16 protein-coding genes and 1 pseudogene are annotated in these 19365 nt (G+C 74.5%); 6 read left to right on the top strand and 11 right to left on the bottom strand.

The genetic code is table 11. The features are described 5' to 3' along the window. Positions 1-85: 85 nt before the first annotated feature. The 3 genes from ACF06X_RS30670 to ACF06X_RS30660 form a co-directional block, all read right to left on the bottom strand. Complete coding sequence (locus tag ACF06X_RS30670; RefSeq protein ID WP_392290557.1) at positions 86-2149, bottom strand: FUSC family protein; 2064 nt, start codon at positions 2147-2149, stop codon at positions 86-88. A gap of 344 nt (positions 2150-2493) precedes the next feature. Next, positions 2494-3654: a DUF2786 domain-containing protein gene (locus tag ACF06X_RS30665; protein ID WP_392290556.1), complete on the bottom strand. Its 1161-nt coding sequence runs from the start codon at positions 3652-3654 to the stop codon at positions 2494-2496. Then, on the bottom strand, positions 3633-4022 hold the full coding sequence (locus ACF06X_RS30660) for a winged helix-turn-helix transcriptional regulator (protein ID WP_392290555.1): 390 nt from the start codon (positions 4020-4022) through the stop codon (positions 3633-3635). Before ACF06X_RS30660 ends, ACF06X_RS30665 begins: the two co-directional genes overlap by 22 nt. A gap of 79 nt (positions 4023-4101) precedes the next feature. Here ACF06X_RS30660 and ACF06X_RS30655 point away from each other — a divergent pair, with 79 nt between their 5' ends. The 3 genes from ACF06X_RS30655 to ACF06X_RS30645 all read left to right on the top strand — a co-directional run bounded on the left by ACF06X_RS30655 (position 4102) and on the right by ACF06X_RS30645 (position 8058). Further along, a complete protein-coding gene (locus ACF06X_RS30655) occupies positions 4102-4914 on the top strand; it encodes an NAD(P)H-binding protein (RefSeq protein ID WP_392290554.1) in 813 nt (270 codons plus the stop codon). Between the two features lie 70 nt (positions 4915-4984). Beyond that, positions 4985-5875, top strand: a complete 891-nt coding sequence (locus ACF06X_RS30650) for an ABC transporter ATP-binding protein (protein ID WP_392290553.1) — start codon at positions 4985-4987, stop codon at positions 5873-5875. Further along, the gene (locus tag ACF06X_RS30645) at positions 5869-8058 is read left to right on the top strand and encodes an FtsX-like permease family protein (protein WP_392290552.1); all 2190 of its coding nucleotides are present in this window, start codon (positions 5869-5871) and stop codon (positions 8056-8058) included. The genes ACF06X_RS30650 and ACF06X_RS30645 overlap by 7 nt, the downstream gene beginning before the upstream one ends. Before the next feature lie 107 nt (positions 8059-8165). Here the strand turns inward: ACF06X_RS30645 and ACF06X_RS30640 are convergent, their stop codons facing one another. Beyond that, positions 8166-9083: an NADP-dependent oxidoreductase gene (locus tag ACF06X_RS30640; RefSeq protein WP_392290551.1), complete on the bottom strand. Its 918-nt coding sequence runs from the start codon at positions 9081-9083 to the stop codon at positions 8166-8168. Between the two features lie 125 nt (positions 9084-9208). Between ACF06X_RS30640 and ACF06X_RS30635 the strand changes: the two genes are divergently transcribed. Further along, positions 9209-10453, top strand: coding sequence for a LuxR C-terminal-related transcriptional regulator (locus ACF06X_RS30635; protein WP_392290550.1), 1245 nt, complete (start codon positions 9209-9211; stop codon positions 10451-10453). A 139-nt stretch (positions 10454-10592) separates the two neighbouring features. Further along, positions 10593-12284 (top strand): bifunctional 3'-5' exonuclease/DNA polymerase, encoded by a 1692-nt coding sequence (locus ACF06X_RS30630; protein WP_392290549.1) that lies wholly within the window; start codon positions 10593-10595, stop codon positions 12282-12284. Positions 12285-12362: 78 nt separating this feature from the next. Here ACF06X_RS30630 and ACF06X_RS30625 read toward each other — a convergent pair whose 3' ends face one another. Continuing rightward, the gene (locus ACF06X_RS30625; protein WP_392290548.1) at positions 12363-13673 is read right to left on the bottom strand and encodes a hypothetical protein; all 1311 of its coding nucleotides are present in this window, start codon (positions 13671-13673) and stop codon (positions 12363-12365) included. 105 nt (positions 13674-13778) lie between these two features. After that, the gene (locus tag ACF06X_RS30620) at positions 13779-14288 is read right to left on the bottom strand and encodes a SigE family RNA polymerase sigma factor (RefSeq protein WP_392290547.1); all 510 of its coding nucleotides are present in this window, start codon (positions 14286-14288) and stop codon (positions 13779-13781) included. A gap of 155 nt (positions 14289-14443) precedes the next feature. On the opposite strand from ACF06X_RS30620, the gene ACF06X_RS30615 reads away from it, so the two are divergent. Then, entirely contained in the window at positions 14444-14845 is a 402-nt protein-coding gene (locus ACF06X_RS30615) for a DUF6479 family protein (protein WP_392290546.1), read from the top strand. Positions 14846-15004: 159 nt separating this feature from the next. Here the strand turns inward: ACF06X_RS30615 and ACF06X_RS30610 are convergent, their stop codons facing one another. From ACF06X_RS30610 to ACF06X_RS30590, 5 genes and pseudogenes are all read right to left on the bottom strand, one after another. After that, positions 15005-16336 (bottom strand): MFS transporter, encoded by a 1332-nt coding sequence (locus tag ACF06X_RS30610; protein ID WP_392290545.1) that lies wholly within the window; start codon positions 16334-16336, stop codon positions 15005-15007. Positions 16337-16543: 207 nt separating this feature from the next. Next, a pseudogene (locus ACF06X_RS30605) lies at positions 16544-17149 on the bottom strand (pyridoxamine 5'-phosphate oxidase family protein); the annotation flags it as partial. A gap of 222 nt (positions 17150-17371) precedes the next feature. After that, entirely contained in the window at positions 17372-17935 is a 564-nt protein-coding gene (locus ACF06X_RS30600; protein ID WP_392290544.1) for a hypothetical protein, read from the bottom strand. Positions 17936-17973: 38 nt separating this feature from the next. Continuing rightward, a complete protein-coding gene (locus tag ACF06X_RS30595) occupies positions 17974-18771 on the bottom strand; it encodes a hypothetical protein (RefSeq protein ID WP_392290543.1) in 798 nt (265 codons plus the stop codon). 176 nt (positions 18772-18947) lie between these two features. Next, positions 18948-19301, bottom strand: a complete 354-nt coding sequence (locus ACF06X_RS30590; protein ID WP_392290542.1) for a hypothetical protein — start codon at positions 19299-19301, stop codon at positions 18948-18950. Positions 19302-19365: the final 64 nt, after the last annotated feature.

The raw sequence follows: 19365 nt of genomic DNA, 5'->3' as shown, positions 1-19365 counted from the left end.
GCCCCCGTTGGCCCCCCGTCGACCCCGTCGATCCCGTCGGCGGGCGGACAACCACCGGAACTCCGGGGCTCGGAAGGGTGGAGGGTCAGTGCTTTCGCTGCGCCGGGTGGTCGTCGGAGAGTGCGCGGGAGAGGGCGTCCAGGGCTTCCAGGAGCAGGGGCGCGCTCTTGCGGAGGAGGGGGTCCCGGGGTGGCTCCCAAGTGGCGAGCGTCGTCCGTAGGTCGTCCCAGTCCGGCACCCTCCGCTCCCGGACGGCCTTCGCGCCCCGCTCCGTCGCCCGGCGCAGCGCCTCGGCGAGCGTCGCGGCGGCGGGTACGGGCGGGGCGCCGCGCTCCGGCAGGTGCGCCTCCATGAGCATCGCGACCCTCCCGAGCTGGGCGAGGGCGTGCCCGGCGTCGTCCGCCGCCCCGCGCGAGAGACCGCGGTGGCGCACCGGCTCGTGGGTCGCCCGGGCCACCGCCTCCTGCCAGGCGATCCGGGCCTCGCGGGTGTCCAGGAGCGCCGCGCGGACGTCGGGACAGGCCGTGCCGGCCGGGTTCGCGTAGTGCGCGACGACCGCGGCGGCGTAGCGGCCGTCCGCGACCAGCCAGTCGGCGAGCCGGCCGCGCAGCCGGGGTGTCTCCCAGGCCGGGTAGACGGCGTACGCGAGCATCGCGAGGAGCCCGCCCAGGAGCGTCAGGACCACCCGTTCGAAGACGGTCTGCGTCCACTCCGAGCCGCCCATGCCCAGCAGGAACACGACGTACGCGGCGACGCAGACCTGACTGACGGCGTACCCCGTGCGCATCAGCAGATACATCCCGAAGGCGCACAGGACGGAGAGCGCCGCGGAGAAGTACATGCCCGGGTGTGCGCCCTGGACGATGCCGGTGGCCAGCGCGACACCGACGAGCGTGCCGCCGAAGCGGGCGACGGAACGGGCGTACGTCTGCGAGAAGTCCGGGCGCATGACCATCACGGAGGCCATCGGGGCCCAGTAGCCGTGTCCGAGCGGGAGGGCGGAGCCCAGGACGTAGCCGGCGGCGGTGACCGTGGAGACGCGGACGGCGTGGCGCAGGACCGGGGAGTCGTGGCGCAGTTCGGCGCGCGTCCGGGCCAGGGCGACGGGGACGAGCCGGAGGAGGGACGGGCGCGAGCGGGCCTCGGCGGCGGTCTCCGGACGGGGTTCGGCGGTCTCCACGACCTCGTCGAGCAGCGCGGCGAGACGGACGGCGGCGCGGTGGGGCGGGCCGGAGAGGATCGCGCCGGTGTCGGGGGTACGCAGGGCGGCGAGCGCGGCGGGCGGGAGGTCGACCGGTTCGCCGTGGCGGATCGCGTGGGCGGCGGCGTCCAGGACGGCACCGGCGGCGGCGAGCAGCTCGCGGACCCGGTCGCGTTCGGGCCCCTCGGGGGAGGCGCCCACGGCCGGGTCGGCGAGGGAGGCGAGCACGGGGCGGATCCGCTCGGCGAGGCCCCGGGCGCCGTGCAGCTCGGCGGGGCGGCGGCGGGCCTGACGGGGCGTGACGGCGGCGGCGCTGCGGGCGGTCATGAGCGGCACGGGGTCGAAGGAGGCGGTGGGGTCCCGGCGCAGGCGCCGGGCGTAGTCGGCCTCGGCTGCGAGCGCGTCGGCCAGGGCGTCGCGCTGGGCGCCCCAGCGGCGGACGGGCAGCAGGACGACGAGCGCGGCCTGGACGAGACCGCCGACGGCGATCATCGCGGCGTGGCCGGCGGCGCCGGCGACGGAGGTCGGGAGGGTGACGGTGACCAGCATGATCGCGACGTTGGAGGAGGCGATGATGCCGACGGTGGGGTCGACGGCCCAGGCGAGCCCGGAGAGGAAGGTCCACAGGACGAGCAGGGCGAGGAAGAGGGCGGGGTGGGCGCCGGCGCCCGTGACGTAACCGAGGAAGGTGGAGACGGCGAGGCTGGCGCCGGAGGCGAGGGCGAGGGTGGGGCGGGGGCGCCAGGACCGCTGGAAGGTGGCGATGGCGGCCTGGAACGCCCCGAACGCGGAGGAGGCGGCGACGCCGGGCCCGAAGAGGGCGAGCGCGGCGCCGACGACGAGCGCGAGGCCGAGGGCGGCGCGGGCGGCGACGAGGGGTTCGAGCCGCTTCCGCTCGACGGAGAGGCCCGCGCGGGCGGTGCTTTTCAGGGCGCGGAGCCAGCTCATGGGCCGAGCGTATCGGCGAAGCGGGACATTTCACCGCTTCCCGGGCGGGGGGCGCGGGCCACCCGGAGGTCGGGGCACCCGGGTGAGCCCCCCCACCCCGTTGTGCGCCTCCTTCCGCTGGCGCGGCACCCTCACCCCCGCCGGTTGTGGGCAACTGTTCCGCAGGGCGATGGGGGTCCCCCCGGACGGAGTCTGGGGGAGGGTGGGCACAACCCCACGACGGCGCCGCACCTGTGGTGACCGTACGGACCGGGAGCCTGGGCCCGGCAAGGGCGCCGTCCCGTGTGCCCACCCGTCCCGCCCTGCGGGACGATTGCCCACACGGGGGTGGGCGCCGATCTGCGTCAGGGGCGGGGGGTCAGGGAGGCGGGTGGGGAGGAGAGGGCGGCTTGGTCGGCGGCTGTCGTGCCGTGGGTCCAGCCCGCCTCGTCCCACATCGCCCGCACCCGCGTCGTACTGGTCCGCGGGAACATCGCCTCCGCGTGGGACGTCACCGCCACCTCCCGCGACGCCAGAGCCGGCAGCAGCGTCGGCGTCTCCGACGCCACCCGCCGGGAGGTCGACGCCAGCCGGGCGCCCAGGCGGTTCGCGTAGGCGAGCAGGAAGGACTGCCGGAAGGACTTCGTGCGCTTTCGGCCCCCCGCGCGCTGCTCCGCCTCCGCCCGCGTCATCGCCGCCGTGCCCTGCACCAGGAGCGAGGTGTGCAGCAGCTCCACCGCCTCCAGGTCCGCCTCGAAGCCGACGACCGTCGAGAAGCCGTACGCCTCGTTCCACACCGCCCGGCAGTGGTTCGCCGTCGCCACCGCGTCCAGCAGGATCGCCTTCGCCTGCTCGTACGGGGCGTCCACCCCGATCCGTACCGCCCCCGGCGTCGCCCCGCTCGGCGCCCCCGCCGCCAGCGCCGCCTCGTCGAGGCTGTGGCGGGCCATGAGCTCCTGGGCCTTGGCGGTCAGCGCCTCCGCCTCCTCCGGGTAGCCCGTCGCCTCCGCCTTCGCGAGCAGCGCGCGGATCCGGGTCAGCGTCCGGGACTCGCCCACAGCGGGCGGCGGGATCAGCGCGTCGCCCGGCAACGGACCCACCGGTTCCAGGGACGGCAGCCGGACCAGCAGGCGGTACAGCTCCAGGACCGCCGTCGCGTACGAGAAGCGGTCCGCCTTCCAGGGGCGCGTGTCCAGCTCCGCGATCTGGGCCGCCCACCGCGCCGGCAGCCGCTCGTAGCGCCCCGTCTCCGAGGCGATCAGCCCGCCGAGGAGCCGGACGTGGTGCTCCTCCGCCAGGTCGCGGCGGACCAGCCGTACGACGTCCGCGGGCTGCCAGCCCCGCTCCCACGCCCGCCGGACGAACTCCTCGCCCCGGCGCGACAGTTCCGCGTCCGTCGCCGGGTCGGCCGCGAGCAGGGAGGCGGCCGTGTCCAGGGCCGTGTCGTCGTCCGTGTAGAGCGCGGTGAACGCCGCCTCGATCTTCTCGCCCGTCGTGCGCGTGCTCACGTCTGCTTCGCGTCCCATTCCTCGCGCGCCCGCCCGATCACCGCACGGTGGTCGAGCGACCAGTCGATCAGCTGCTTGATCAGGTGGGTCATGCTGTGACCCGTCGCGGTCAGCTCGTACTCCACCTGCGGCGGCGTCGTCGGGTACACCGTCCGCGTCACGAGACCGTCCCGCTCCAGACGGCGCAGGGTGAACGTCAGCATCCGCTGCGAGACGCCGGTGACCAGCCGCTGCAGCTCCCGGAACCGTCGCGGCCCCGCGGCCAGTTCGACCACCACATGGACCGTCCACCTGTCGCCGAGCCGGTCCTGCACGTCCCGTACGCCGCACTCCTCCGCGCAGCTCACCACCGGCTCGGTGGTTACCTCCGTGTGCCCCGCTGACATGAATGTGCCTCCTTACGCGGTCACGACCGCCCCACCAGAATGATCCTCATCGAACGCCAACGCGAAATCAGGGGGAATCATGCTGCTCGTCACCGGTGTCTCCGGGGGCCTCGGCCGGCTCGTCGCGGAGCGCCTCGCCGGCCGTGACGACGTCGTTCTCGGCACCCGCGCCGGACTGCCCGGCACCCGCCTCGTCGACTTCGACGAGCCCGGCACCCTGCCGGAGGCCTTCGCCGGCGTCGACACGCTGCTGATGATCTCCGCCGGGTACGGGGAGGACGACACGGTCGTCGCCCGCCACGAGGCCGCCGTCTCCGCCGCCGAGGCGGCCGGGGTCGGCCACATCGTCTACACCAGCCTCTCCGGCGACGGCGACCACCTCACGTACTCCCTCCCCCACCGCTGGACCGAGCGGCGCCTCCGGCGCTCGTCGGCCGACTGGACCGTCCTGCGCAACGGGCTCTACGCCGAGCTCCTCGTCTGGCTCGCCACCCCCGACGCCGAGAACCGCGTCTCCGGCCCCTTGGGGGAGGGCCGGCTCGCCGCCGTGGCCCGCGAGGACCTCGCCGAGATCGCCGTCAAGGTCGCCACCGACCCCGCGCCGCACGCCGGCCGCGTCTACGAACTCGTGGGCGAACGCCCCCTCGGCGGCGCGGACCTGGCGCGCGCCCTCGACGCCGAGTACGTCCCCGGCACGCTCGCCGAGGCACGGGCCGCCCTCGCCGCCTCGGGGGCCGAGGCCTTCCAGGTACCGATGCTGACGGGCACGTACTCGGCGATAGCGCACGGCTTCATGGACGGGACGGGCGTGAAGAACGACCTGCGGGAGCTGCTGGGCCGCGAACCGCTGGACGCGCTGGAGGTGTTCGCGACGGCCGTACGTCAGGGGTAGGCCTGGCCCTACCCCGGGGACGCCCGCCAGCGGTCGTGATCCGCGGAGCCGCAAACGGTTCGCTTGTCCCATGACAACGACGACGCCGACGACGAAGACGCCGACGACAACGACCAAGGTCACGGCAACGGCCCGCCCCCACACCGCCGTTCGCCTCACCGCCCTCCACCGTCACCACCGCGACGTCCGCGCCCTCGACGGCGTCGACCTGGACTTCCGCACCGGGACCTTCACCGCCGTGATGGGCCCCTCGGGCTCCGGCAAGTCCACGCTGCTGCAGTGCGCGGCGGGCCTCGACCGGCCCACCGCCGGGACGGTGGAGGTCGGCGGCGTGGCCCTGGAGAAGCTGAGCGAGCGGCGGCTCACGCTGCTGCGGCGGGACCGGATCGGCTTCGTCTTCCAGTCGTTCAATCTGCTGCCCTCCCTCACGGCCGCGCAGAACGTGGCCCTGCCACTGCGGCTCGCGGGGCGCCGCCCGTCCCGTACCGAGGTACGGGAGGCGCTGGGCCGGGTCGGCCTCGCCGGACGGGAGAAGCACCGGCCCGGCGAGCTGTCCGGCGGGCAGCAGCAACGCGTCGCCATCGCCCGGGCGTTGATCACCCGCCCGGCCGTGCTCTTCGGGGACGAGCCGACCGGGGCCCTGGACTCCACCACCAGCCGTGAGGTGCTCACGATGCTGCGGGAGCTGGTGGACCGGGACGGCCAGACGATCGTCATGGTCACCCACGACCCGGTGGCCGCGGCCCGCGCGGACCGGGTGGTGTTCCTGGTCGACGGGCGGGTGGCCGGGGAGCTCCTCGCCCCGACCGTGGAGCGGGTGGCGGCCCGGATGGCGGCCCTGGAGACGACCGCGGGCGGGAACGCCAGGGGCCCCGAGAGCCCCGAGAGCCCCAAGCGCCCCGAAGGCCCCGAGAGGCCCGAAGGCGAGCGGCGTGCCGCAGTGGAGGGCCTCGCGTGCTGACCGTCGTCCTCTCCGGGCTGCGCGCCCGCCGGGCCGCCTTCCTCGGCAGCTTCGTCGCCCTCGCCCTCGGCGTCGGGCTCCTCACCACCATGGGCCTCGGCCTCTCCGCCACCTTCGACGCCCCCGAGCGGACCCCCCAGCGGTTCGCCTCCGCGCCGGTGGTCGTGAAGGGGCGGGACGCGGTCACCGTCGACGTACGCCGAGGCCCGCACACGGCCTCCGTCTCGCGGACGCTCGACCGTCCACAGCCTGTGGACACCGAACTCCTGCGCGAGCTGAAGGCCCGCTGGACCGTCACCACCGCCGGGGGACCCGACGCCGTCGGCGTGCACGGCCCCGCCGCCGAGGTCCGTACCCTCGTCGGCGACCGCGCCCAGGTGCTCACCGGCGGTGAACGACGGCTCGCCGACCCCGAGCCGGAGCGGGACGCCGAGGCGCTCGTCGCCGTGAACGCCCTCCTCGGCACCGCCGGAGGCGTCACGACCTTCGTCTCCGTCTTCGTCGTCGCCTCCACCTTCGCCTTCGCGGTCGCCCTGCGGCGACGCGAGTTCGGCCTGCTGCGGACCGCCGGCGCCACCCCCGGCCAGGTGCGCCGGATGCTCCTGGCCGAGGCCGCGGGGGTCGGCGTCCTCGCCTCGGCCGCCGGATGCGCGCTCGGCGCGTGGGGCGCGCCCTGGCTGGCCCGGGTGCTGGTCGACGGGGATCTCGCCCCCGAGTGGTTCGCGATCGGCGAGGCCACCTGGCCCTTCCACGCCGCCTTCTGGACGGGTGTGACCGTCGCCGTCGCCGGAGCGGCCGCCGCCTCCCGCCGGGCCGGGAAGGTCGGCCCGACGGCCGCGCTGCGCGAGGCCGACGTCGACACCGACGTACTCCCGCTCGGCCGCGCGCTGCTGGGTGCGGGGCTGCTGCTGACCGGCGCCGGGCTGCTCGTGTGGACCTGCGCGACAGAGCCGTCGGAGCTGCTCAAGCGCAAGACGTACACGACCGTGCCGATGCTCCTGATCACCGGAGTCGCGCTGCTCGCCCCGCTCCTCGTCCGGCCGGTGGCCCGTGCCCTGCGGCTGCCGGGGGCGACGGGCATGCTCGTACGGGAGAACAGCGCGGCCGCCGTGCGCCGTACCGCGGCCGTCGCCGCGCCCGTCCTCGTCACGGTCGCGCTCGCGGGCTCCCTGCTCGGTTCCGCGACGACCGTGACGAGCGCGAAGGCGGCGGAGGCGCGGGAGCAGACCGCGGCCCGGTGGGTGGTGAGCGGGGACGACCTGACGCCGGTACGGGTGCCGGGGGCGACGGTCTCGGCGACCGCGGCCACCTCCGTGTTCGTACGGGACGGGGCAGAGGCGCTCGTGAAGTACGGGGCCCGGGCGGTCTCCGACCCGGTGGCCTTCGCGGACCTGGCGCGGCTGCCGGTGGTGGCCGGGGACGTACGGGATCTCGACGACCGGTCGATCGTCGTCAACGAGGAGTGGGAGCGGGGGCGGGTCGGCGAGCGGGTCGAGGTGTGGCTCGCGGACGGCAGCGGGCCGGTGACGCTGCGGGTGGTGGCGGTCCTGGCGCTCGGTACGGGCGACAACGGGCCGTACGTGACCCGGGCGAACGCGCCGGGCGCGACGGTGGACCGGATCGAGGCGTACGAGGCGGAGGGGGCGGCCGGGGAGGCGGATGGGACGGCCGGGGCGGGCGAGGCGTACGGGGCCGGCGAGGCGTCCGGCGAGGCCCTGGGGGCTGGGCTGAGCGCCGCCCTGAGCGCGGCCGGCGGGACCGTCCGTACGGTCGAGGAGTGGGCGGCCGCCACCCACCCCACGACCAGCCCCGAGACCCGGCTCGGACTGCTCCTGGTCCTCGGCATCGCCCTCGTCTACACGGTGATCGCACTCGCCAACACCCTGCTGATGGCGACCTCTGTACGGGGCGGGGAACTGGCCTCGCTGCGGCTGGCCGGTGCGACCCGGGCGCAGATCATGCGGGTGGTGACCGGTGAGGCGGTGCTGGCCGTGACGATCGGGGCGGTGCTCGGTCTCGCGGTGACCGCGGTGGTCCTGGCGAGCCTGGGAACGGGCCTGGCGGCCCTGTCGGCGCCGGTCGCCCTGTCCGTCCCGTGGGGCGCGGTAGGTGCGGCGGCCGGGGTGTGCGCGGTGGTGGCGACGGTCGCGGTGGCGCTCCCCGCGTGGCGCCTGACGCGCTGAGCGGGGAAGGTGGATGGACGGGGCGGTGACCGGGGTCGGAGCCGGGTCACCGCCCCGCCCCTCGGCCCCTCGCCACCACCATCACGATCACGATCACGATCACGCCGCTACGGCAGCAGAACCAACTTGCCGCGCACATGCCCCGATTCGCTGAGTTCCTGCGCGCGGGCCGCCTCCTTCAGGGGCAGCGTCCGCGCGAGCCGGACCCTCAGACGGCCCTCCGCCGCCAGGCGGGCCTGGCCGGTCAGCCAGGTGCGCACCTCCGCCGGTGACGCGAGGACGCCCGAGAACACGATCCCGTGCTCCTCCGCGTCCGGCGCCGCGATCGTGACGATCCGCTCCTTCGCGCCGCCCATCAGCTCGATCGAGAGCGGCAGGGTGTCGTGGCCGGCCGCGTCGAAGACCGCGTCGACGCCGTCCGGGGCCGCCGCCCTGATCCGGTCCGCCAGGCCCTCCCCGTACGACACCGGGATCGCGCCCAGCTCCCGAAGGAACGCGTGGTTGGCCTCGGAGGCGGTACCGACGACCGTGGCACCTGCCGCCACCGCGAGCTGGGCGGCCACCGAGCCGACGACGCCGGCCGCGCCGTGCAGGAGCAGGGTCTCGCCCTCCTTCAGTCCGAGCAGGTCCAGGACGCGCGCCGCGGTCTCGCCGGCGACCGGCAGGCTCGCGGCCTGCTCCCAGGTCAGGCCGGGCGGCTTGGGGAGGAACAGTTCCGCCAGGGCGTACTCGGCGTAGGCGCCGGTCGTCGTCCAGCCGAACACCTCGTCGCCGACGGCCACTTCGGTCACGTCCTCGCCCAGCGCGTCCACCGTCCCGGCGAACTCCAGGCCGGGGACGGCCGGGAAGGTCGTCGGATAGAAGGCCTCGACCCAGCCGTAACGGCGCTTGTGGTCGAGGGGGTTGACCCCGACCGCCGCCACCTTCACTCGTACCGCGCCGGCGCCGGGCTCCGGTACGGCCACACCGGTCTCGTGGCGCAGTACGTCCGGGCCGCCGAACTCCTCGTACACGATCGCTTCCATCGCAACCTCCTCAGGTCGCCTCCAGCCTGCGATCTTCCGCGCCCCTGTCCCGCCCTCCCAACGGCCAGTCGTACCTGTCCGAAAGGCCAGCCGTTCCCGGCCGGGCGCTCACTAGGCTGAGCGCCATGGACGCGACCACGCTGCACACCGCGTACGAGATCATCCGGCAGCCGCTCGGCGAGATCCTGCCCCGGGTCTCGGCCGCCCTCGCGCCCCTGATCCCGCACCGCGGCGCCGCCGAACTCTCCACGCACTGCGCCCACTCCCCCTTCAAGGCGGTCGGCGAGACGGATCTCCTCACCGCCGCCGAACTCACCCCGCTGCTCATGTCGGGTACGGCCGGGACCCCTTGGCAGGGCACGGCCACGGTCGGCGGTGCCGCCCGCGAGGTGCTCGCCGTGACGAGCGACGCGACGGCGCGGCGGTCGGTCCTCGTGCTCCTACGGGACGAGGGGGCGGCGCCGGCCGGGGGGACGGAACTGGCCGTGACCCAGGCCCTGTGGGACCTGGTGACCAGCCACTTCGACCGGTTCGCGGTGGAGGCGCTGCCGGGGGCGCTGGCCCGTTCGCGGGCGGCGGCCGACACCCGGGCGCGGGTCATCGCCGAGCTGACGACGACGCACGCGGCGGCGCTGTCCGGCGTCCTCGGGGTGCTGCGCAGCCGGGCCCTGGACGACAGTTCGGCCCGCGTGACCGCCACGGACCTCGCCGTGAACGCGCTCATCGAGATGCGGGCGGAGGCGAAGCGGGACCGCTCGGTGGCGGAGGAACCGGCCCGTGAGGCCTTCGACCGGCTCGCCGACGGACTGCGGACGATGCTGCGGCACAGCACCGTACGGCTGGAACTGGGCCCGCCGGACAGCGCGCGCTCGCTCGCGGCGGACGTGGCGCACGGGGCGCGGGCGATCGTCCGGGCGCTGCTGCTCGTGGTCCTGGAACAGGACACGGTCAGCCGCGTCCACGTCGGCTGGCAGCTGACGGAGCACGAGCTGCGGGCGACGGTCCGCGACGACGGCGCGGGCGGCCTGGACGCCTGCCCGCTGGGCGCCGGCAGCATCACGGACCGGCTGGAGGTGCTGGGTGGCCGGCTGGAGATGGACGCGGTCCCCGGCTGGGGCACGACACTCACGGCGTCGATCCCCCTGGCCACGACGGACGCCCCGACCCCGGCGGCGGACCCGCTGACCGGACTCGGCGGCCGCGAGCTGGAGGTCCTGACCCACCTGGCGCTGGGCCACCGCAACCGCCAGATCGCGCAGGAACTGCACATCAGCGAGTCGACGGTGAAGTTCCACGTCGCGAACATCCTGACGAAACTCGGAGTCACCTCCCGCGGCGAGGCGGCAGCCCTCTTCCACGCGGCGGCCTGACGGGCCCGGTGCCAGGCGGCGGCCTGACGGGCCGGGCCCAGGGCGGCGGCCTGACGGGCCCGGTGCCGGGCGGCGCGTGTACAGGTGGCCCCCGTCGCGTCGCCCGGTGTTGTCAGTGGGGGGTGACAGACTCGCACCTGTGAGCGAGAGGTGGGCGCTGGCCGGGGAGGCGGAGGGGGACGGAGCGCTGCTCGTCCCGCTCGGCCGGGACGGGCTGCCCGCCGGTCCCGTCGTGCGCGAGCCCGATCTCGTCGAGGCCGTACGGTCCCGGCCCGGCGTCGCCCGCTGGGTGTGGCGGTCGACGGCGGAGGTCTACCCCCGCCTGCTCGCCGCCGGCGTGCGCGTCGAGCGGTGTTACGACATCGAGGACGCCGAACAGCTCCTCCTCGGCCACGAGGGACGGCTCGGTGAGCCCCGGTCGGCCGCCGCCGCCCTCGCCCGGCTGCGGAACGCCCCCGTACCCCCCGACCCCCCACAGCGCGCCGCCGCCCCCGGCTCCCAGGACTCGCTCTTCGAGCCCGCCCCCGTCGCCGGCATCCCCTTCGAGGGGCTCCTGGAGGTGTACGCCGAGCAGCAGCGCCGCCACGACCGGGCCGAGCATCCCGGCAGGATGCGGCTGCTCACCGCCGCCGAGTCCGCGGGCATGCTCGTCGCCGCCGAGATGCACCGGGCCGGGCTCCCCTGGCGCGCCGACGTGCACCGCTCGGTGCTGCAGGAACTGCTCGGCGAGCGGTACGCCGGCGGTGGCGAGCCCCGCCGCCTCGCCGAGCTCGCCGACCAGGTCTCCGACGCCTTCGGTCGCCGCGTCCGCCCCGACCTGCCCGCCGACGTCGTCAAGGCCTTCGCCCAGGCCGGGATCCGGGTGAGGTCCACCCGCCGCTGGGAGCTCGCGGAGCTCGACCACCCCGCCGTCGAGCCCCTGATCGCGTACAAGAAGCTGTACCGCATCTGGACCGCCCACGGCTGGTCCTGGCTCCAGGACTGGGTGCGGGACGGACGGTTCCGCCCCGAGTACCTCCCCGGAGGCACCGTCAGCGGCCGCTGGACGACCAACGGCGGCGGAGCGCTGCAGATCCCCAAGATCATCCGGCAGGCGGTCGTCGCCGACGAGGGCTGGCGGCTCGTCGTCGCCGACGCCGACCAGATGGAGCCCCGGGTGCTGGCCGCGATCTCCCGCGACCCCGGCCTGATGGAGGTCGCCGGACACCCCGACGACCTCTACACCCGGCTGTCGGACCGCGCGTTCTCCGGCGACCGCGACCACGCCAAGCTCGCCCTGCTCGGCGCGATCTACGGCCAGACCAGCGGAGACGGCCTGAAGAACCTCGCCGCGCTGCGCCGCCGCTTCCCCCTGGCCGTGGCCTACGTCGACGACGCGGCGAAGGCCGGCGAGGAGGGCCGGCTCGTACGGACCTGGCTCGGGCGCACCAGCCCGCGCGCGGCCGGGGCCGGCGACGACGAGGAGGCCGGGATCCCCCAGGAGGCGGCGGAGATACCGTCCCTGGACGGCGAGTTCACGCCGGGCTACGCCTCCAGCAACGCCCGGGCGCGCGGACGGTTCACCCGTAACTTCGTCGTCCAGGGCAGCGCCGCCGACTGGGCGCTGCTGATGCTCGCCGCGCTGCGGCGCGCGACGGCGGGGCTGCGGGCCGAGCTGGTCTTCTTCCAGCACGACGAGGTGATCGTGCACTGCCCGGCCGAGGAGGCGGAGGCGGTCACGGAGGCGATCCGGGCGGCCGGGGACGAGGCGGGGCGGATCGCGTTCGGGCGGACGCCGGTGCGTTTCCCGTTCACGACGGCGACGGTGGAGCGGTACTCGGACGCGAAGTAGCGCGTACGGGCGCGGCGGTGGGCCCCTCCCCCGCCGGGGCCCACCGCCGCCTCTGTCCTGCCGTGCGCGGCGACGCCGCTACTTCGCCCCGAACTTCTTCCACTTGTCGCTGAGGGCGATCTCCTTCAACTGCTCCGTCGTCAGCGCGGGCTCGGCGCGGCTCGCGTCCTCGTGCTGCGCGCCCGTGTTGAACGCGGAGACCACGACCCGGAAGCCGTCCTTGGTGAGGGTGTCGGCCGTCCACCAGACGACGCCCGCGCCGCCCTTCTCGCCGGCCTGCTGCCTCACCTTCACGAGCCGTCCGTCGGGCAGCGTGGTGGCACCGGTGCCGAAGAGGTCCCCGGCCACATCGCCCATGTTGTTCTGCACGTTGATCTGGACGAGGCTCTTACCCTTGCCGTCGTCGACGACCACGTAGGCGAACTCGCCTTCACCGCCCTTGGAGACCACCGTCAGGCCCTTGGGGAGCAGCGAGCGCAGCGTCGCCTGGACGGCGGCGCCGTCCGGCTCGGCCGGCGGCGGCGCCGTGTCACTGCCCGGCTTGGCGTCCACGGCCTTGTGCACCGGCAGCTGCTTGAACAGCGGGCGCCAGCCCTCGGCCGTGACCAGCGTCTTCAACTGGGCGGGCGAGAAGGGCGGGTTGGTGCGGCTGACCGGGGAGCCCTTCTGAGCGGCCGCGTTGTACTCGCTCGCATCGACCAGGAACCCGTCCTTGGTGAGCAGGACCGCCCGCCAGTTCTTGGTGTCCACGCGCCGGTCCGGGTACTCGTACCCCTGGAAAACCATCAGCCGGTCGCCGTTGGGCAGCTTCTCGCTGGTGCAGTCGTCGTGGGGGGTGAAGGTCTCGTCCGGGCAGGTCACCTGGCCCTCGCCGGCCTCGCTGCCCTCCCCGGCCCGGGAGAGGCCGACGGACACGGCCGCCGGGCCCTTGCCGTCGTCGTAGATGCCCGAGACTTGCTGCCCTGTGCCGTTCTCGTCGTCGATCGTCCAGTCGCCGGCCGGGGTGTTCGCCTTGAGGACGGCCGCCAGTTCCTTGACCTGGATCTGCGCCTCCATCGGCCCCTTGTCGCCCGGCGTCGCCTTGTCCCTGGCGGACTCCCCCGGGCCCTTGGTCGGTGCCGGACCCGCCACCGAGGAGCCCTTCGTCTCGCCGCCCGAGCCCGAGCTCAGCAGGTCGCCGCCGTACACGCCGCCGACGCCGATCACCGCGAAGGCCAGCACGCTGCCGGTCACGGCGGCCGCGCGGCGGCGCACCAGGCGGCGTCGGCCCCGGCTCATTCCGCCGGCCACCAGCTCGCGGCGGTCGTCCGCGGCGAAGCCCTCGCCGGTGCGGCGCAGGGCCTCACCGAGCTCTCCTTCGAATCCTTCGTGTCCCTCGTTCAGAGGCATGCCGAATCACCGTCTCCGGGTCCATGGGTCGAAAAGTTGCAGAGATTGCAGAGATTGAAGAGATAGAAGGGCTGCAGGGGCTGCAGAGGTTCAGAAATGCCGAGGTCAGCGGGCGGCGAACTCGACGATGCTGCCGCCGAGCCGCTCCCGGAGCTTGCCCAGCGCGCGCGTGGAGCGGGTGCGTACCGCCGCGGAGCTCACCTGCAGCGCGTCGGCGGTCTCCTCGACGCTGCGGTCCTCCCAGTACCGCAGCACCACGACCGCCCGGTCCTTGGGCGCCAGCGCGGCCAACGCGTCGAGCAGCGCGATCCGGAGCGCCGGGTCGTCCCCCCTCTCGGGGGCCCGGTCGGGCAGCTCACCGAGCGGGCGCTCCGTCGCGGAGCGGCGCCGCTTGTGGCTGAGGAACGTGCGGACCAGCACGGTCTGCGCGTAGCCGGCCGGGTTCTCGACGCGCGACATCCGCCCCCACAGCGCGTACATCCGGCCCAGCGTCTCCTGTGTCAGGTCCTCGGCGAGGTGTGTGTCGCCGCTGGTCAGCAGGCAGGCCGAACGGAACAGGTGCCCCGTTCTTGCGGAGGCGAACTCCAGGAACTCGTCCGCGCGGGACTTTCTCATGCCCCTCCCTCCGTCGCGGTCACGTGGTGTCACGTGGTGTGTGGCCTTACACCCCCATGACGCGACGGGCCCGGGGAAATGTTTCATACGAGGTTGGGCACGAGTTCGGCCCTCCCGAAATGCCTCTCCTCGGCGAGACGGGGTATTGCTGAGATATGAACGCATTTGTGATGAGTTCCGTAGAGGTCGTCACGGCGGCCAAGGTCTGGCAGTCCGGGCTGGCCCAGGTCCTCGGTGGTCTGGTCGTCGTCGCCGTGCTGATCGGCGCGTTCGTGCTCGGGATGAGGATCAGGGACAAGGAGAGTCCGCCGCCCAAGCCCGAGGAGCAGCCGCACCGGCCGGAGACGGACCGTCCTCCCGGCGAGGCCTCCGAGTACCGTAGGCCCGCCGAGATGCCACAGACCGACGGCGAGCACCGGCTCATGCCGTACCAGCTCAAGGATTCGGGGACGTCGGGCACCGAGACCTCGCCCGAGCCGCCGAGCGAGGAGAAGCGCAAGTGGGGCGGCATCTCCAGCGGCGGCTTCGGCAGCGGCGGCCCGGGCCACGGCGACTGACCCGGCCCCTCGCCCCCCGGGACCGGCCCCCCGACCGCGAACCGGCCTCGACCGGCCCCTCGCCCCCGGGACCGCCCCCGACCGGCCCCTCGCCCCCGTACCGGCGTCGACCGGCACCGGCCCTCCCCGCGAGGGCCGGTCTCCGGCACGCCTCGTCGGTCAGGCCTCCCGTACGGGGGCGGCCGCCGACTCCGTATGGGCCACGCCGCCCGCTCCCGGGCCTTGGGGACCCCGCGCCGCCTCCGCCGGCAGGTCGCGGCGCGTACGGACCGGGGAGAGGAACACCGGCAGGAAGGCGGTGGCGAGGAGGGCGCCGCCCACCCACAGGGTGGGACGGATGCCGGCGAGCTCGCCGAGGAGGCCCGCGATCGCGGCGCCGATCGCGAGGGCCCCGGTGAGCAGGAACCGGAAGGTGGCGTTCATGCGGCCGAGCAGCGCGTCCGGGGTCATCCGTTGGCGCAGGCTCACGCCGAGGACGTTGTCCATCCCGGTCTTGAACATGGCGAGCAGCCATCCGGCGCCCGCGATCCACAGCCAGGCGCCGTTTCCCACGAGCGGGACGAGCAGTCCGGCCGGGGCGAGCAGGAGACCGGCGAGGCCGAGGGTGCGGCCGTAGCCGAGGCGGGCGGCGACCCCGCGGGCGCACCGGGAGCCCAGGAGCAGGCCGACGCCGCCGGCCGCCCAGTAGATGCCGAGGACGCCCGCCGAGAGCCCCAGTTCGCGGACGAAGAGCACCGGCATCATCGTGTTGAGGATCTGCGACCCGAGGTTGTTGAGCGAGGCGGTGAGCGCGAGCGCCCGCAGCTCCCTGTTCCCGAAGACGTGCCGTACACCGGCGGCGATCTGCGCACGCAGCGGCTCGCGGTGCGCCCGCGCGGCCGCAGGGTCCAGGGCTGTGGCAGGAGCGGCGGCGGGCTCCTTCAGCCGCAGGAGCCGTACGGCGGAGGCGAGGTGGCTCACCGCCGTCCCCGCCACCGCCAACGGGGCCGTGAGCAGCTGGACCAGGCCGCCGCCCGCGCCGCGCCCGGCGACGTTGGTGACGGCCATCAGGCTGACCATGGCCGCGTTGGCCTGGACGAGTCCGTCCCGGCCGACGAAGCGCGGCAGGATGCTCTGACCCGTGACGTCGTAGAAGACGGTGGCGCAGCCGCTGAGGAGCACGACCGCGTAGAGGTGGCCGAGGGTGAGGGCGTCGCACCACCAGGCGACGGGCACGGAGGCGAAGAGGAGTCCGCGCGCCGCGTCCGCCACGATCAGGACCCGGCGCTGGCGCATCCGGTCGACCCACGCTCCGGCGGGAAGCCCGATGAGCAGGAAGGCGAGGGTGGAGAGGGTGGCGAGCGCCCCGACCTCGCCGGGGCTCGCGTCCAGTGCCTCGACCGCGATCAGCGGGACGGCGACGTAACCGACGTTGGTTCCGAGTTGGCTGAGTACGGCGGCGGAGAACAGCGTACGGAAGTCGGCAACGCGCCAGGGTGATTCGGGTCGCATAGCGGCGAACCTGCCGCACCCCGACGCGTCAGCACAAGCGAATAGAACTACAAGGACGGTTTAGCAGCGCTACAGGGACGGGTCATCGCCGACGGACGACGGGGCGTGGGCGACCGGGGACGCGGCGTGGGCGGCCGGGGACGCGGCGTCGGCGACCAGAGACGCGGCGTCGGCGGCCGGAAGCCGGGTCTCCTCGCCGATGATCCGTCCCGCCCGGTCCCGCACATGGGCCGGCGGCTCGATGCCCGGCGGCAGCACCGGATCGGCGACGGGCGTCCCGAAGGTGGTGACCACCGGCAGGACACCGGCCCACAGGCCCAGTTCCGCGTCCGGGCTGTCGCCGTCGTCCGGCGGGCCACTGGCGATCTTCACTGACGCCTCGGTGAGGTCGAGCACGATCAGGGCGGTCGCGGCGAGCTCCTTTCGGCTGGGCTGCCGGGCGTACTCCCACTGGCCCGGCGTGCACTGCTCGGTGAGCGCCCGCAGCCCCCGCAGCTTCTCCTCCGGGTCGGTGACCAGCCGTGGAACGCCGTAGATCATCGCGCAGCGGTAGTTGACGCCGTGCTCGAAGACGGAACGGGCGAGGACGAGGCCGTCGACGTGCGTCACCGTGACGCAGACGGTGGCGTCAGGAGCCTGGACCAGGCTGCGGCTGGCCACCGAGCCGTGCAGATAGATCCGGTCGCCGTCCGTTCCGTACGCGGTGGGCACGACCATGGGCGTGCCGTCGACGGTCACACCGAGGTGGCAGAGGAAGCCGGCGGCCAGCACCGCCTCCAGGTCGGCTCGCCGGTGGCTGCCCTTGTGCCGCATCCGGCGCAGCCGGGTCCGCTCGGTGACGGCCAGTTCGTGGTCCGGCGCGGCTGCCCGAGGGGCTGCGCCCTCGCCCGCTGCGGTCGCCTGCTCGGCGGTGGTGCTCATGGTTGCCTCTCGTCCGATGCGCTGTTCGATGCTGTCGTGTTCTACGGCCTCCAGCCGCGCACCGCCAACTGCGCCCGTCCGCCCAGGCGTCCGCCCCGCCGAACCACCCACCCTTTACCCGCCGACGCCCTCCTCCGGGATCGCCCAGGAGGGCCGGGCCGGGGAGACCGCCGGCCGCGGCCGCCCGGCGGGGGCGGGGGCGGGACGCGGGCGGGGAGCAGGGGCGGCGCTCGGTCGCGCCGGAACCGTCGCGGGCACCGGGGCGAGCTGCCCCCGGCCTGGGCCGGCGGTCGTCGAACCGCGTGGCGGCGTGAAGCGGGCCACCTCGCTCGCGGACATGCCGAGCAGACGCCCGGCGTCGCCCTGGCTCACGTGCAGGGTGTCCACGAGCTCCTGTACGGCTGAGGCGATCGCCTGATCCTCGGCGGCGACCGCGGCCGCCCGGCGGCGCCGCGCTTCCACCACGGGGCCGAGGAGGGGCGCGAGTTCGGGCACCACCATGTCCAGGACGATCGCGTCGGGAGGGGCACCGACCGTTTCGGCGACGAGGCCGCGGGCCAGGTCCTCGGCATGCTCCAGGGTGCGGCACTGGGCATGCAGGTCGAGGCTGGGGACGTCGACGGCCCACCACCGGCCGATGCGGCGCAGCAGGACCTGGACTTCGTAACGGGGACTCACGGGCTCTGCCTCCTCTCCCTTCCATCGGCCGGCCATGGTCAGCCGAGGCACACCACGAGCACGCACACCTCCGTCGGTGACGTCGATATCAGCGCGGGACCGGTCTGGGTCGCACCCGACTGCGTGCTGTCGGCGGTCGGAGGGGGCGACGTTCGCTCCGTCGTCGTATCGGACGGCTCGGGGGCCGTCTCCCCGGCGGACGGGGCGGTGCTCTGCGGCTGCGAGGGAGACGGCGTAGCCGGGCGGGGAGGCGCGGCGGCATCCGGCAGGACGACCGGCGGCGGGGTGCGGGGCGGGGCCACGGCGGACTGCTGTCGGGACGCGTCGGCCGCCGGCGGCTTCGGCTGCGCCTGCGGCTGGGAAGGGGCGTGGGACGGCCGGGGCGTGCGCTGACTGGTGACCGGTGCGGACGCGGGAGGGTCCTGCGCAGGCGTCCGCTCCTCCACTGCGCCCATACTCCGCTGGTCCGGCACCGTGGCTGCCTGTGCCTGATCTGTGACGTGCCGGTCCATCGCAGCGACGGTCAGGCCGCCGCCGACGAGTGCGAAGGCGCTCGCGACCACCGCCCGGCGCTTGTTCTTCTTCCAGCGGGCCAGCTGGCGACGGCGTGCCGCCCGACCCGGCCGCGCCGGCGGCGCCTCGACATCGGCGGCGAGGGCGTCCGGGGCCGGTGGGGCGCTCGGCACCGCCAGGGTGGAACCGGTGCGGCCGTCCTTGACCGGCGGGGCAGACGAGGCGGACGAAGCGGGCGGGGCGATGTCCGGGGCGTAGGCGCCACACCCCGGGCACACCAGGGCGCCGTTGAGATGCCGACGGCACGAGGAGCAGTAATCCATCTGCGGTCTACCGGTCTTCCTGGGCTGACTGCGCCGTCGGCCCGCCTGGGCCACGGCCTGGTCGTGTTTCGCATGGAGGATCGAGCGGCCAGTCACGCTAACGAGGCTTTCGAAAGGCTGTGTGCAGCCTGTGTGATGCTCCTGCGTGGGTTCTGGCCTACTGCCTGGCCTACTGCTCAGGCTCGGTTGAGCCGGGCGGCGATTCCATGGCCGATCAGCAAATACAGGGCAGCCGGAAGGCCATAATTAAGGGCGACGCGTAGACCCTCTGTGTCCATCGTGAAAATGTCCTGCGCCCACCAGGCCAGCCAGTCCGCCGTTTCCCGTACGAACTCGACGAACACATTCCCCTGGTTCGCGTCGAGCAGGAACAACAGGATCCACAGGCCCAGCAGACCCGCCGCGATGTCGGCGATCGTGCAGACGGCGAGGGCGGTGCGCCGCGTGGCGGTCCCGTGGCGCACGGAGCGGTCCGGCCGTGAGGGCTGATGCTGCGCCTGGTATCCGGGAACCGGGTCGATGTTGCTCACAGGAAATCCGATCGACGTAGTGCCATGTCGGCGCGCTCACTCCGGGTGTCGGAATTCGGCCCGG

This window comes from Streptomyces sp. NPDC015346, from assembly GCF_043078785.1.
Taxonomy (GTDB): Bacteria; Actinomycetota; Actinomycetes; order Streptomycetales; family Streptomycetaceae; genus Streptomyces.
Note: the sequence above shows the minus strand (reverse complement) of the source record. Positions and strands in the feature narration are given on the sequence as shown.